This is a genomic window from Burkholderia dolosa, from assembly GCF_902499135.1.
In the GTDB taxonomy this organism is placed as follows: domain Bacteria; phylum Pseudomonadota; class Gammaproteobacteria; order Burkholderiales; family Burkholderiaceae; genus Burkholderia; species Burkholderia dolosa.
Window position 1 is genome coordinate 48,064 of sequence record NZ_CABVPR010000007.1, and the last position, 13,797, is coordinate 61,860.

Sequence of the window (13,797 nt, forward strand, 5' to 3'; positions counted from 1 at the left end):
CCATGAGAAAAACAGACATGCAAGCCGTACGCACTCCGCGCATCATGCGTGGCGCCCTTCTGGCATTGGCTGCCGCTGCGCTGCACGCGCCGATCGCGCTCGCGGCGAAACCATCGATCGAGTCGGCCGACGCCGGCGACGTCGTCGCGACCGTGAACGGCGTCGCGGTGCATCGAGCCGAACTGGACGAAGCGATGATCGGCCGGCAGGAATCGATGCGGCCGCAAGTATTGCAGGGGCTGGTCGCGCGCGAATTGCTTCGGCAGGCAGCGGAGCGTGACGGGCTCGGCAATACGGAGCCCGTGCGCGCCGCGATGCGCAAAGCGAGGATCGATACCGAGAATCGCCTGTACATCGCACGTCATGTGTCGACCGAGCCAGTGACCGATACCGACGTGCGCCGGCGCTACGACGAGATCGCCGGCCAGTTCGGACCGTACCAGTATCAGGTCAGCCGCATGACGTTCACCGACGAGCCGACCGCCCGTTTTGCGCTCGCGCTGCTCGGAAGCGGCGAATCGTTCGCGAATGTCGCGGCACGCACGCATGCGACCGACGTGCAAACGGACTGGATCAGCTTCAAGACTCCACCCGCGGAAGGCCGAACGCAGGGATTGCCGTTGCCGCTCGCGCAGACGATCGCGGCGATGAATGCCGGCGACATCACGCATACGCCCGTCCGTGCCGGCGACCGGTTCATCGTCGCGCGGCTGGACGATCGCCGCGATGCGGTCGTCCCGTCGTTTGCGCAGGCAAGCGGCGCGATGCGCAACGCGCTCGAACGCAAGCGAGCCGACGATGCGTTCGCGGCGCTCATCGCCCAACTCGCGCAAAAGGCGGCGATCCGCCCCGCGCAACTGATGAAGGATGGATCGAAATGAAATGGCTCGCGGACGTCGAAACCCGAATCACCCGCAGCGATCTGATCGGTGCGTCGCGGCTGCTCGATACCGGCCGTGCGATCAAATCGGGCAAGCCGCGCGCGCTCGTCGCATGCGGGCGGCTGATGACGCTGCGCGGCCGGCTCGGCGAAGCGCAGGATCTGTTCGATCGCGCGCTCGACATCGAACCCGACAACGTCGACGCGCTGATCGAACGCGCGCGCCTGTCGATTCGCGTCGGCGACGATGCCGACGCATGCACGTGGTTTCATCGCATCGGCTTCAGGGAAACGCACGGCGACAGCTGGCTGATCGACTGGTTCGATGCATCGTTGCGCTGCGGCCGCATCGAAGACGCGATCGCGATCGCGACCGGGCTTTGCCGGCATTTCGCCGCCGACGCAGGCAACTGGTTCCGGCTCGGACTCGCGCAGCAGGCAGCGCGCCGCCATGCTCAGGCGCTCGACGCCTACCGGCACGCGGCGAGCATGAATCCCCGGCTGCCGATGCTGCGCAACAACTGGGGCGCCGCCTATCTGGAACTCGGCCGTCACGACGAGGCACGGCAGCTGCTCGAAGCGACGCTCGCGGAAGATCCCGACCACGCATTCGCATGGACGAATCTCGCGTCGGTGCTGCTCAAGACCGGCAAGATCGACGACGGCCTCGTCGCAGCCGAGCGCGCCTGTGCGCTCGCGCCGAATTACGTGACCGCGCTGCAGACGTACTCGTACGTGCTGCGCGAACATCGCCAGTTCGACGCGGCGCTGGAAGTCGCGCAACGCGCGCTTGGCATCGAGCCGCACAATCCGTCGATCGTGTGGACCGTCGCGATGCTGCAACTGCTGCTCGGCGACTACGAAAACGGCTGGCGAAATCATGAAGCGCGCTGGGCCGGCTCGCCGGAGTTGCGCGACGTTTCACCGAATCTCCCGGCGCCGCGCTGGAACGGCGAACCGCTGGCGGGCAAAACGCTGTTCGTGTGGGGCGAGCAGGGAAACGGCGATGCGCTGCAGTTCGTGCGCTTCGTGCCGGCCATCGCCGACTACGTGACGCGGCAAGGCGGCAAGCTCGTCTACTGCTGCTTCAGCAGCCTGCACGCGCTGTTCGTGCGCAGCCTCGGCACCGCGGTCGAGACGATCGTCGCGCACGATCGACGGCCGCTGCCCGCGTTCGATTTCCATTTGCCGGTCGGCAGCCTGCCGCTCGTGCTCGGCGTTCGTCTCGACGAGCTGCCGTCCGCACCGTATCTCGCGGCCGATCCGGCGAAAGTCGCCGCGTCGCGCGCCGCGCTCGCGGACGGCCGGAAATTGCGCGTCGGCATCACATGGAGCGGCAGCAAAACGCATCAGCGCAATCCGCTGCGGTCGGTCGACCCGATGGACTACGTGCGCGCGTTTGCCGGCGTCGGCGACATGACGTTCGTCAACCTGCAGATGGACGCGGAGCGCGACGTGCTGCGGTTGCAGACCGCCGGCCTGCCGCTCGTGGATCCGACGCCCGAGCTGTCGTCGTTCGACGATACGGCCGCGCTCGTCGGGAGCCTCGATCTGGTGATTACCGTCTGCACGTCGATTGCACACCTCGCAGGCGGGCTCGGCATACCGACCTGGGTGCTGCTCGACGCGAACCCGCACTGGATCTGGATGAGCGAGCGCAACGACAGCCCGTGGTATCCGAACACGCGCCTCTATCGGCAGCCCGCCTATGGCGAGTGGGCGCCCGTTTTCGAGGCGCTGGCGCGCGACCTGGCCGTGCTCGCATTCAATCGGGAAACGCAGGATCAGATGACGACAAACGCAACGGGGAGCCTCCATTGAAACGAATCAATCTGCCGACCGCACTCGGCGCGTGTGTAGACGATGTCGTTCGTGAAAAAATCGCGCATAAAGTCGGGTTGCCGGCGTCGGCGATCGAACAGGTGTTCAGCCGCGCCGGCTCGATCGTCGTTGCCGCACTCGCCGTGCGTGCATCGGAAGGCCGCGACGAAACGATTGCCGTGTTCGGCGCGCTGATGTCGCGCGATATCAATCCGCGCATTCGCGACGAATGCACGACGCTGGTCGACTCCACCGGCAAATTGAAGGAGCTCGAGCACGCGGGCTTTACGCTCGTCGCGCACGCCACCGGCAACGATGCGACCGAGTTGAGCGACTACGTGGCATCCGAGGTCGGCGTGCCGGCACAGGCCACGTGCGCGCTCACATGCATTTGCGCGGCGATCGTCGGCGGGATCGTCAAGCATCACGTGCTGATCGAGCAAGGCGACGTGTCGGAACTGCCGGGGCTGTTTGCAGCGCAGCTGCCGTCGATCTCCGGGCATCTGAACGACGGTGCGATCGACGTGCTCGGCTATCTGCACGCGGACGTGAACGGGTTTCTCGACAACGTGGCCGTGCGCCTCACGTCGGTGGCCGGCGAGTTCGAACCGCCGCGCCCGCGCGTGAGCGAACGTGCGGAGCCCGCGCAACGTCAACCGCCGCAGCCGCAGATCCCCGCGCACAACCGCTACGAAATCGGCAAGGTGTTCGTCAACGACATCCGCTTCACGAGTGCGATGCAACCGTCGACGTTCGGGCCGATGAAGCGCGAACAGCCCAGATCGCGACGCACGTGGAAGGTGTTCGCGCTGACGACGACGGCGGTACTGATTGCGGTTCTCGCGTCGACGAAGGTTTATCGGTGGCCCGACGTACGGTCCGCGCTCGCGCAAATGACGACGAGTACGACCGCGCAAAGTCGCTCCGACACGCTGGTTTCCGGCGTCATTTCGCCCGGCGCGGCGACTACAGCCGGCAAGTAACTTCCCCCTGCGTCCCGGCCGCTCTTCCGAGCCGGGACATTTCAGCCGGCGAGGCGCTCACCTCGCCGGCCTTTTTTGCGTCAGTCGCTACGCCGCGCGTAGCCGAAACGAACGCCGCGGCGCTTCGCTGCCGCGCGGCTGCACGCCGTTCTTGCCGGATAGCAGCGTACGTGGTCCGTCACCTGCACGGCGCGGTGCAACGACATCGCCGGCGCGCCGCCTTCGATCTCGTGAGTAATCGATCTCGATGACGATCTCAACATCGCCGGATCGAAGATGTCCTCTAGAAGCCGATATGTTCAGATGATTTAGGCGTGGATATTCTGACCGTCGCGTTTGGCTGGGATCGGCGATATCCGTACTACGCGCCATTCCAGGGATTTGGAGCCGGGCCGCCATCGAGCCAACGATGGTGGCCCGGATGCCTTCAACCGGATAACCGCATAGTTATCCGCTCCCTTGAGATGAGAAAACATGGTTACTCCAGAGATGTTCGACCGAGCCCACATTGACGATATCGAGGAGTTCGAGGCTGCGCCCGGCATCTTCGTCAAGATGGTGCACCACACCGACGAGGGCGTAATGGTTCGCGTGATTCGATTCGCTCCCGGCGCAGTCCTCCCTGTGGAGGACATTCACGACCTCGGCCTGGAAATCGTCTACGTGCTCGACGGCACGCTCACCGATAACGCTGGAAGCTATCCCGCAGGGTCGATCCTGTATGGCAAGAAGGGCTCTTCGCACATTCCGGCGAGCCCCGAAGGATGCACGGTCTTCTCCATCAATTTTGTCGACTGACTGACGGGAGTGCCATGAGCGCAGACAACATCATCCAGTTCTTACGCTGGTACGCGGGAGAACGACTCAACTCCCGCCTCATCGACGAACACCGACGGCCGCCCGCGTCGCTGCCGGCCGATCTGGCGTCCGGAGGGCTGCTCGGCCTGAGGGTCGGCGTGGACCACGGCGGCCAGGGGCTGTCCGCGCGCGACACCGCGCGCGTCCTCGAGCAGCTCGGCGCAATCGACGGCAACGTGTCGCTGCTGACGACCGTGCACAACGCGGTGGGAATCGACCCGATCCTTGCTTTCGCCGACCAGGACACCAAGGACAAGGTGCTTCCTGTCCTGGCCTCCACCGGGGCGCTGGCCGGCGTGGCGGCGACCGAGCCGGAGGTCGGCACGAACTTCCAGGCGATGACGTCGCGGGCGGTGCGCGACGGTTCCGGTTACGTCATCAACGGCACCAAGTCGATGATTTCGCTGGGCGCGTGGGCCAAGTACATCAACCTCACGGTGCGCCTTGACGACAGCCTGACCACGTTCCTGGTGCCGACCGGCACGCCGGGGTGGGTGCCTGTGTCCGAGGCCCTGACGGTCGGAATGAGGGCCGTCCCGCAGAATCACATCGAGATGCGGAACATGCGGCTCGACGCCGACGCGGTCCTCGGCGGGGTCGGCAATGGCGCGGCTGTCGCGACGCATGCGTTCCAGGCCGGCCGCTGGATGCTCGCTGCGGGCATCGTCGGAACGATGAAACGATGCCTGCAGCTCGCCACACGCTACGTGTCGCGTCGTACCGTGGCGACCGGCCCGCTGTTGAGCAATGGCCGGATCGAGCAGATCCTGAGCGATTGCGTCGCTTCCGTCGAGGCTGTCGATGCGGTAACCCGCTTGATCTATGACGGCCTCGACGAGGGGCGCGTCGTCGATCCCACGTACTACACCGTATGCAAGATCGTCAGCGGCGAACTGTCGTGGAGCGTCATCGACACCTGCGTGCAACTCATGGGGTGGCGCGGATTCCTTGACTCGAACCCCGTCACGCAAAACTTCAGGGATTACCGGGTTCTCAGAGTCTTCGAAGGTTCCACGGACGGGATCTCCGGCTACCTCGGGCGTTCGGTGCTGAAGAACCCGGGGAAGCTGCACACACTGTTGACGGAAGACTTTCCGGCTGCGGATTTTCTTGCGCCGCTTTGGTCGGCGCTTGACGAAGCGTCTGCATCGTTCCCGTCACTTTCGCCACAGCGTCAGCACCGTCTTGCGGCCGGAACGGCCAATGCCGTGGCGTGGGCGGTGACCGCGGCAGCGCTCCGCAACGAAGGCGGTGAAGTTCGCGCGCATACCTTCGAGTGGGCCGCGCGCAGCTTTTCCGATGCAGTGCATGCGATGCGGCGATCGCACCACGAGAACGCCAGCGTGGTCGCCTCCGCGAAACTGTCGGAGCACATCGGTTCGTACGAGGATCAGATCGGCGATATCGAGCAGACGTACGGAGGCGAGATACACACGCTCGATCCGCTGTTGCAGCGCGCCTTGTAGGACCCTGCGTCGTATCCTTTCCGGCCGGCAGCCGACATCTGGCGATGTCTTGATCTCGGCTTGCCGAATACGCCGGTCTACCTTGAAGGCGTACCCAACCGCGGAAATCCGGAAAGATACTCGCGCGTTTTACAAGCCTTCCCGCATTCAGCGGCTTGGTCGGACGTTCGATCTTTCCGGATTCGGTAGCCGGGTTCCATCGCCGAGCTCTGCGGCGTCGATTCGACGGCGCGGTGAACGCACGACGAAGTAGGCGGCATTCATCGTCAAGTCCGTCGCGAAGTGGCAGCCGCAACCCACTGACGACGCGTTTCAGCGAAGTGCGCCGAATCCAGAACGACGGCGTTGAAGCACGGTGTGGCCGTGTGCGAAGCCTCGATGCGGACGGCCACGAATCAAACGGGCACGATCCGCAGCGATCGCGTCGCCGCGCGCGGCGGCACCGACAACGACGCCGACAGCAGCGAGCGCGTGTACGGGTGTGCTGGCGCATCGAATAACGCGAGCGTTTCGCTCGCCTCCACGACGCGCCCCGACTTCATCACGACAACGCGATGCGCCATCGCGCGAATGACGGCAAGATCGTGCGTGATCAGCAGATAGCTGATGCCGTATTTCTTCTGCAGGCTCGCGAGCAGGCTCAGCACCTGGCGCTGAACCGACACGTCGAGCGCGCTCGTCGGCTCGTCGAGCACGAGGAGTTCGGGCTCGACGGCAAGCGCGCGCGCAATCGCGATGCGCTGACGCTGCCCGCCCGAGAACTCCTGCGGATAGCGCAGCAACGCGTCGTCGCCGAGTCCTACCTCGGCGAGCAACGCAAGCACGCGCGCACGGCGCGCGGTCTCGTCGAGTTGCGGGCGATGCACGCGCAGGCCTTCGCCGACGATCTGCTCGATGGTCATGCGCGGCGACAGCGAGCCGAACGGATCCTGAAAGACGACCTGCATCGCGGCGCAAAGCCTGCGCCATTCGCCGGGCGAAGCCCGATACCGGTCGAGCGAGCGTCCGCGTACCTTCACGTCGCCTTCGGCGGCGCGCTGCAAGCCGAGCACCGTGGCCGCCAGACTCGATTTGCCCGAGCCCGATTCGCCGACGATGCCGAGCGTCTCGCCGCGCCGCACGAACAAATCGACGCCGTCGACCGCGCGAAAGCGCGCGGCCTTGAATAGCCCGCGCAGCCCTTTCGCACGCGTCCGATAATCGACGGCAAGCGCCTGTACATCGAGCACGCGAGTGGCCGTGTCCGCGACCGGCGCGATATCGCGCGCCGGCTCGCTGTCGAGCAGACGCTGCGTATATGCGTGGCCCGGACGGGCGAAAAGCGCGGCGGTCTCGTTCGTCTCGACGAGCGTGCCCTTCTCCATCACGGCCACACGCTGCGCGAAGCGCTGCACGAGGTGCAGATCGTGCGTGATCATCAGCACGGCCATGCCGCGCTCGTGTGCCGCCTCCTCCTGCAACTCCAGCAGCAGCTCGACGATCTGCTGACGCACCGTGACGTCGAGCGCCGTCGTCGGCTCGTCCGCAAGCAGCAGGCGCGGGCCGCAAGCCAGCGCCATCGCGATCATCGCGCGCTGACGCTGGCCGCCAGACAGCTGATGAGCAAAATAATCGACGCGGCGCTGCGGCTCGGGAATGCCGGTGCGATGCAGCAGCTCGATCGCCCGCGCGCGCGCCGCATTGGGCGCCAGGCCCTCGTGCAGACGCAGGCTTTCGACGATCTGCCGGCCGATCGTGAAAAGCGGATTGAGGGCCGTCATCGGCTCCTGAAAGACCATCGCGATGTCGCCGCCGCGTATGCCGCGCATCTGCCGTTCGCTCTTGCCGAGCAGGTCTTCCCCGTCGAACACGATGCGCCCGCCGAGGGTCGCGTCATCGAGGAGCCTCAGGATCGACAATGCCGTCAGGCTTTTGCCGGAACCGGATTCGCCGACGAGTGCGACGCGCTCGCCGCGTTCTATCGTGAGATCGAGGCCGTGCACGCAGCGCTTGTCGCCGAAGCTGACCGTCAGCCCTTCGATCGACAGCAGCGGGTTCGGGATCGTCATTTGCCGCCTCCGAATGCCGAGCCGCCGCGGCGCGTATCGAGCGCGTTGCGCAGCGCATCGCCCATGAACGTCAGCAGCAACAGCGTGAGGACGAGCGCGGCGAACGCCGATGCCGAGATCCACCACGCGTCGAGATTGTTCTTGCCTTCCTGCAGCAACTCGCCGAGGCTCGGCGTCGGCGGCGCGACGCCGAGGCCCAGAAAGTCGAGGCTCGTCAGTGCGAGAATCGCGGCGCTCATCCGGAACGGCAGGAACGTGATGACCGGCGTGAGACTGTTCGGCAACACGTGGCGCCAGATGATCTGCCAGTTCGACAGGCCCATCGTGCGCGCGGCCCGCACGTAATCGAGCGAGCGGTTGCGCAGGAACTCCGCGCGCACGTAGTCGGAAAGCGACAGCCAGCCGAACATCGACAACAGCACGAACAGGAGCCACAGCGTAGGCTCGAAGATCGCCGCGAAGATGATCAGCAGATAGAGATCGGGCATCGAACTCCAGATTTCGATGAGGCGTTGCCCGACGAGATCGGTGCGCCCGCCGTAAAAGCCCTGCACGGCGCCCGTCAGTACGCCGAGCACGACGCCCGACGCCGTCAGCGCGAGCGCCATCAGCACCGACACGCGAAAACCGTAGAGCAGCCGGGCGAGCACGTCGCGGCCGAACTGATCGGTGCCGAGCCAGGACGACGCGGAAGGCGGCGCCGGAAACGGCCGCGACGCGAAGTAATCGATCGTGTCGTAGTAGTGGCTGTCGAGCGGATAGACGGCGAAATTGCCGCCCGTAGCGAGGCGCGAGCGGATGAACGGATCGAGATAGTTGGTTCGCGCCGGAAAGTCGCCGCCGAATACCGTCTCGGGATAAGTCTTGAAGATCGGGAAGTAGTAATGCCCGTCATAGTAGACGACGAGCGGCTTGTCGTTGACGATCAGCTCGCCCATCAGGCTCACGGCGAACAGCGCGACGAACAGCACCAGGCTCCAATAGCCGAGCCGCTGACGCTTGAAGCGCAGCCACGTACGTCGCCACGGCGACGGCGAAGCGGCGCGCGTCGAGCGCTCAGCGATCGGCGCTGTCGAATTGGATACGGGGGTCGACGAGGACATAGCAGACGTCAGCAATCAGTTTGGTGAGAAGGCCGATCAGCGTGAAAAGAAACAGCGAGCCGAGCACGACCGGATAGTCGCGCCGAATGGCGGCATCGTATGAAAGCTGGCCCATGCCGTTCAGCGAAAAAAGCGTCTCGATCAGCAGGTTGCCGTTCAGGAACGCGCCGACAAAGGCGGCGGGCAGGCCCGTGAGCAGCGGAATCGCGGCGTTGCGCAGCACGTGCCGGCCAAGGACCCGGCGCCGCGGCACGCCTTTCGCGCGCGCGGTCAGCACATACTGGCGCCCGATCTCTTCGAGAAACGTGTTCTTCGTCAGAATCGTCACCACGGCGAAATTGCCGACGACCGACGCCGTGACCGGCAGCGCCATGTGCCACAGGTAGTCGAGCAGCTTGCCGACGGGCGTGAGCGAATCGAAATCGTCCGACGTGAGCCCGCGCATCGGGAACACGTCCCAGAACGTGCCGCCGCCGAACAGCATCAGCAGCAGTACGCCGAGCACGAAGCCCGGAATCGCGTAGCCGACGAGCACGAGCACGCTCGTGGCCGTATCGAAGCGCGAACCGTTGCGCACCGCCTTCGCGATGCCGAGCGGCACGGCGCACAGGTACGTCAGCACGATCGTCCAGCACCCGAGCGACAGCGATACGGGCAGCCGCGCGCGGATCACGTGCCACACGCTGTCGTGCTGAAAATACGACTGGCCGAGATCGAACCGCGCGTAGCTCGCGAGCATCAGCGCGTAGCGCGTGAGCGGCGGCTTGTCGAAGCCGAACTGCTTCTTGATCTGTTCGATCTGCTGCGGATCGACGCCCTGGCTGCCGTGGTAACCGCCGCTCGCGGCGCTTTCGCCGTGCGCCGCGCCGCGCCGCAGCTGCATCACCATCTGCTCGACGGGCCCGCCGGGCACGAACTGCGTCACGACGAAGCTCAGCGTCACCACGCCGAGCAATGTCGGCACCATCAGCACGAGGCGTTTCAACAGGTAGGCAAGCATGGCGGCCTCATCGATCGCGGGTGAACGGCGCCGGCTGCGCAGCCGCCGGCGCAACCTTTGCGGCCGCAGACGGGCGGCGATACCAATAGTCGATCACCCAGTCCTCGTACTGATAGCTGTCGGGCACGACCGGCGGATGGCCGAGCGCCGACTTGTACGCGATGCGCGCGTTCGGCATGTAGTACTGAGGCACGAGGTAGTACTCGTTCACGAGCACGCGATCGAGCGCACGCGTGGCGGCCGCGAGATCGTCGAGCGTCGTGGCGGAAACGGCCGCGCGCACGAGCGCGTCGACGGCCGCGGAACGGATGCCCGGATAGTTTTCGGAGCCGGGCTGCGACGCCGCCGCACTCCCGAAGCGGCGCTCGAGCTCGATGCCGGGAATCGTCACGGGCGGATAGATATAGGTCGTCATGTCGAACTGGAAGTTGTCGAGCCGCTTCTGGTAGATCGCGCTGTCGAGCTCGCGCATGTGCGCGTCGATGCCGAGGGTCTGCAGTGCCTGCGTGTATGGGACGATGACGCGGTCCATGCCCGGCTGGTCGTCGATGATCTCGATCGTCATCGGCGTGCCGCTCGCATCGCGTAGCGCGCCGTCGCGAAAATGCCAGCCGGCGTCGGCGAGCAGCTCGCGCGCGCGGCGCAGGTTGGCACGCAACGACCCCGGCGGCAACGTGCCGGCCGGCTGCACCATCGGGCCGAAGACCGCAGGCGGCAACGACGCGCGATACGGCGCGAGCAGTGCAAGCTCCTTGGCATTCGGCATGCCCGTGGCGCCGAACGGGCTGTCCTGCCAAAAGCTGCCGAGCCGGCGATACTGGCCGTAGAACATCATCCGGTTCATCCAGTCGTAGTCGAACGCGAGCGCGAGCGCCTCGCGCACGCGCCGGTCCTTGAACTTCGGCTCGCGCGTATTGATGACGAAGCCCTGCATCTGCGGCGGGCCGTCCGGAAACATCGCTTTCTTCAGCATGCCGTTATCGAAATTCCGGCCCACGTATTTGCGCGCCCACTGCGTGGAGCTGTACTCGACGTTCACGTCGGAATCTCCGGCCTTCAGCGCTTCGAGCTGCGTGTAATGGTCGAGGTACAGCTTGAACGTGATGCGGCGAAAGCGGTACATGCCGCGCCGCGACGGCAGCGCCGATGCCCAATATGCGGGGTTTCGGTAATACGTGATGGTCTTGTCGTTCGGGCGCGACTCGACGAGGTACGGGCCGCTCGCAATGGGCGGTTCCGTCGCGATCCGGTCGAACGGCACGCGCGTGCCGTCCGGCCGCACGCCCCACTTCGGCGAAAACACGGGCAAGTCTCCGGCGATCAGCACCGATGCGCGCGACGCATCGACGAAATCGAATCGCACGGTAAGACGGTCCACGACCTCGGCACGGCGGATCGCGGCGAACTGCGACGCGTATAACGGAGACGCGCCGGGGCTTTTCAGCATGTCGAGCGAATACTTCACGTCGGCAGCCGTGATCGCGTCGCCGTTCGAAAAGCGTGCGGCAGGGTTGATGTGGAACGTCGCCGAGCGGCCGTCGGCGGCCACTTCGACATCGTCGGCGATCAGCGCGTACTCGCTGGCGAGTTCGTCCCAGCTGCGCTGCATCAGCGTATCGAACATGAGGTTGCGTACGTCCGGCGCGGGTTGACCGCGAACGACGAACGGGTTCATCGAATCGTAGCTTTGCTGCTCGTTGTAGTTCGTGAACACGAGTTCGCCGTTCGCAGGCGCATCGGGCTCTGCGTAGTCGAAATGCGTGAAGCCGGACGCGTACTTCGGGTTGCCGAACTGCGCGATCGCCGTGACCGCGCGGGCCGATGCCGGCCATACGGCAGTTGCCGGCACGGCGATCGCGAGCATCGCGACGACACGAGCGAAGGCGGTGCCCGCCGCCGCGGTGCGCGCAGCGCAGCGCCCCGCCGCACGCTGCAAGGGCTGCGCCGCGCGGGCGTCGACCGACGTTGCACGCGCAATCATTTCGACGCGACCAGCAGCCATAGCCGCGCCAGTTCGGCGGAGCCGTCCGTGCCTTTGACCGCCTTGAACGCCTGCTGCGCACGCGCTTTCTGTCCACCGAGGTAATAGGCGATACCCAGATGCAGCTGCGCGTCGTCGGCGTGATCGAGCCCGCCCTTCGCGATCGCCGCCTGCATGGCGGCGATCCCGTCTGCGGTCTGCCCCGCGAAGACCCGATTGAATGCCCGGTCGATGGCGGCGACCGGTTGCGCGCCGTCGTCCGGCGCCGCGGCGCGCTTGGCCGCGAGCGCCTGCAGCCGTTTTTCGCGCTCGGCCTGTGCGTCGTGGCCGAGCACGCCCGCCGCGAACCCCTGGCCGATCACCTGCTTCGCTTCGGCCGGCGTGCCGGCGACGATCGCGAGCTGCGTCATTTCCATATAGTCGGCGGCGTCGGCAAGCGAGCCGGTAACGCGGCGCAGGCGATACAGATCGAGATCGAGCCGCGACGAGTAGCCCGGTTTCGCGCGGATAGCCGCGAAAAGATCGTTCCAGTAAGCGGGCTTCGAATGATAGGCAACGAGCGCTTCGAGCGCATCGCGATAGGCCGCATCGTCCTTCGCGCGCTGCGCGCTCGTGCCGAGCAGCTGAAGCTGTCCTTCGTCGGGCGCCTGGCCCGCGCGCATCATCCCGTCGATGGCCGGCTTCAGCGTCCTCACGACGCCGCCGAAATCGTTGGACTGGTAGTAGGCCTGCGCGAGCAGCAGCCGCATCTGTGGATCGCTGCCTCCGGCCTTCAGATACCGCTGTCCGGTCGCGATCGCACGCGCGTAATCGTGCTGCTGAAACTGGATGCCGGCGAGCACCGCGTCGATGCGCGTCTCGTCCTGGCCCGACAGGTGCCCGCCGCTCAGCAGCGATTCGTACGCGCGGGCGGCGGTGGCGTTGTCCCCGGCGGCCATCGCCGCTGCGCCGCGCATCTGCTCGATCACCGAAACCTCGTACGGCGTCTTGTTCGCCACGGCCGCGGCCGCGTCGAGCTTCGCGAGCGCATCCTTGTACTTGCGCGCACGGTAGAGCGCCTGCGCCGCATTGAGCGGCTGGGCGAGCTCGGGCCGCACCGTATCGGCCGCGCGCGCATGTGCCGGCCACATCGCGGCGAGCGCAACGGCGACGAGCACCGCGGTTGCCGTCGCCGCCGCGACTGCCCGGTCGAAAGGTCGAGCGTTCGTTCGCATTCCCGTTCCCTATTGCATGTACTGCTCGTTGCCGACGAGGCCGATCTTCGTCGCGCCTTCGCGCTCGGCTGCCGCGAGCACTTCGGCCACGACCTTGTAGGGCGCGAGCTTGTTCGGCAACAGATGAATCTCCGGCTGCACCGGCTGTGCCGCCGCCTGCGCGAGCTTCGTCTCGAGTGCGCCGCGATCCGCGACCGGCGCACCGTTCCACGTGATCGTGCCGTCGAAGTCGATATCGATCTGCACGACCTGCGGCGGCGCGGCCGGCGGCGGGTTGCCTACCGGCAGATTCATCTTCACCGCATGCATCTGGATCGGAATCGTGATGATCAGCATGATCAGCAGCACGAGCATTACGTCGATGAGCGGCGTCGTATTGATGTCGGCCATCACTTCCGGCTCGCCGCCGCCCGAGCGCGAAGATACGTTCATTCCCATCGTCA

Annotated in this window: 11 protein-coding genes; 5 read left to right on the forward strand and 6 right to left on the reverse strand. The window is 65.9% G+C overall.

Annotated features, from left to right (window positions below):
• Positions 1 to 17: 17 nt before the first annotated feature.
• The 5 genes from BUB20358_RS05355 (at position 18) to BUB20358_RS05375 (ending at position 6,008) form a co-directional block, all read left to right on the forward strand.
• A complete protein-coding gene (locus tag BUB20358_RS05355) occupies positions 18 to 881 on the forward strand; it encodes a peptidylprolyl isomerase (RefSeq protein WP_105773888.1) in 864 nt (287 codons plus the stop codon).
• Complete coding sequence (locus BUB20358_RS05360) at positions 878 to 2,701, forward strand: tetratricopeptide repeat protein (protein WP_006767189.1); 1,824 nt, start codon at positions 878 to 880, stop codon at positions 2,699 to 2,701. The genes BUB20358_RS05355 and BUB20358_RS05360 overlap by 4 nt, the downstream gene beginning before the upstream one ends.
• On the forward strand, positions 2,698 to 3,684 hold the full coding sequence (locus BUB20358_RS05365) for a DUF937 domain-containing protein (protein ID WP_035975599.1): 987 nt from the start codon (positions 2,698 to 2,700) through the stop codon (positions 3,682 to 3,684). Before BUB20358_RS05360 ends, BUB20358_RS05365 begins: the two co-directional genes overlap by 4 nt.
• Before the next feature lie 474 nt (positions 3,685 to 4,158).
• Positions 4,159 to 4,482 (forward strand): cupin domain-containing protein, encoded by a 324-nt coding sequence (locus tag BUB20358_RS05370; protein ID WP_052688638.1) that lies wholly within the window; start codon positions 4,159 to 4,161, stop codon positions 4,480 to 4,482.
• A gap of 14 nt (positions 4,483 to 4,496) precedes the next feature.
• Positions 4,497 to 6,008: an acyl-CoA dehydrogenase family protein gene (locus BUB20358_RS05375; RefSeq protein WP_052688637.1), complete on the forward strand. Its 1,512-nt coding sequence runs from the start codon at positions 4,497 to 4,499 to the stop codon at positions 6,006 to 6,008.
• A 395-nt stretch (positions 6,009 to 6,403) separates the two neighbouring features.
• Here the strand turns inward: BUB20358_RS05375 and BUB20358_RS05380 are convergent, their stop codons facing one another.
• The 6 genes from BUB20358_RS05380 to BUB20358_RS05405 form a co-directional block, all read right to left on the reverse strand.
• A complete protein-coding gene (locus BUB20358_RS05380) occupies positions 6,404 to 8,056 on the reverse strand; it encodes an ABC transporter ATP-binding protein (RefSeq protein WP_035975597.1) in 1,653 nt (550 codons plus the stop codon).
• Entirely contained in the window at positions 8,053 to 9,159 is a 1,107-nt protein-coding gene (locus BUB20358_RS05385; protein WP_035975595.1) for an ABC transporter permease, read from the reverse strand. The genes BUB20358_RS05380 and BUB20358_RS05385 overlap by 4 nt, the downstream gene beginning before the upstream one ends.
• Positions 9,113 to 10,159, reverse strand: coding sequence for a microcin C ABC transporter permease YejB (locus BUB20358_RS05390; RefSeq protein ID WP_006767185.1), 1,047 nt, complete (start codon positions 10,157 to 10,159; stop codon positions 9,113 to 9,115). Before BUB20358_RS05390 ends, BUB20358_RS05385 begins: the two co-directional genes overlap by 47 nt.
• Positions 10,160 to 10,166: 7 nt before the next feature.
• On the reverse strand, positions 10,167 to 12,023 hold the full coding sequence (locus BUB20358_RS05395; protein ID WP_045552387.1) for an extracellular solute-binding protein: 1,857 nt from the start codon (positions 12,021 to 12,023) through the stop codon (positions 10,167 to 10,169).
• Between the two features lie 113 nt (positions 12,024 to 12,136).
• Positions 12,137 to 13,354 carry a tetratricopeptide repeat protein gene (locus BUB20358_RS05400; RefSeq protein WP_006767183.1) on the reverse strand — a complete coding sequence of 406 codons (1,218 nt, stop codon included), beginning with the start codon at positions 13,352 to 13,354 and terminating at the stop codon, positions 12,137 to 12,139.
• Between the two features lie 9 nt (positions 13,355 to 13,363).
• Entirely contained in the window at positions 13,364 to 13,792 is a 429-nt protein-coding gene (locus BUB20358_RS05405) for an ExbD/TolR family protein (protein ID WP_035975593.1), read from the reverse strand.
• Positions 13,793 to 13,797 lie beyond the last annotated feature (5 nt).

Excerpts from the sequence above, each read along its gene's own strand:
- BUB20358_RS05355 (WP_105773888.1), top strand. The coding sequence starts at position 18 with ATGCAAGCCGTACGCACTCCGCGCATCATGCGTGGCGCCCTTCTGGCA.
- BUB20358_RS05360 (WP_006767189.1), top strand. The coding sequence starts at position 878 with ATGAAATGGCTCGCGGACGTCGAAACCCGAATCACCCGCAGCGATCTG.
- BUB20358_RS05370 (WP_052688638.1), top strand. The coding sequence starts at position 4,159 with ATGGTTACTCCAGAGATGTTCGACCGAGCCCACATTGACGATATCGAG.
- BUB20358_RS05375 (WP_052688637.1), top strand. The coding sequence starts at position 4,497 with ATGAGCGCAGACAACATCATCCAGTTCTTACGCTGGTACGCGGGAGAA.
- BUB20358_RS05380 (WP_035975597.1), bottom strand. The coding sequence starts at position 8,056 with ATGACGATCCCGAACCCGCTGCTGTCGATCGAAGGGCTGACGGTCAGC.
- BUB20358_RS05385 (WP_035975595.1), bottom strand. The coding sequence starts at position 9,159 with ATGTCCTCGTCGACCCCCGTATCCAATTCGACAGCGCCGATCGCTGAG.
- BUB20358_RS05390 (WP_006767185.1), bottom strand. The coding sequence starts at position 10,159 with ATGCTTGCCTACCTGTTGAAACGCCTCGTGCTGATGGTGCCGACATTG.
- BUB20358_RS05395 (WP_045552387.1), bottom strand. The coding sequence starts at position 12,023 with ATGCTCGCGATCGCCGTGCCGGCAACTGCCGTATGGCCGGCATCGGCC.
- BUB20358_RS05400 (WP_006767183.1), bottom strand. The coding sequence starts at position 13,354 with ATGCGAACGAACGCTCGACCTTTCGACCGGGCAGTCGCGGCGGCGACG.
- BUB20358_RS05405 (WP_035975593.1), bottom strand. The coding sequence starts at position 13,792 with ATGGGAATGAACGTATCTTCGCGCTCGGGCGGCGGCGAGCCGGAAGTG.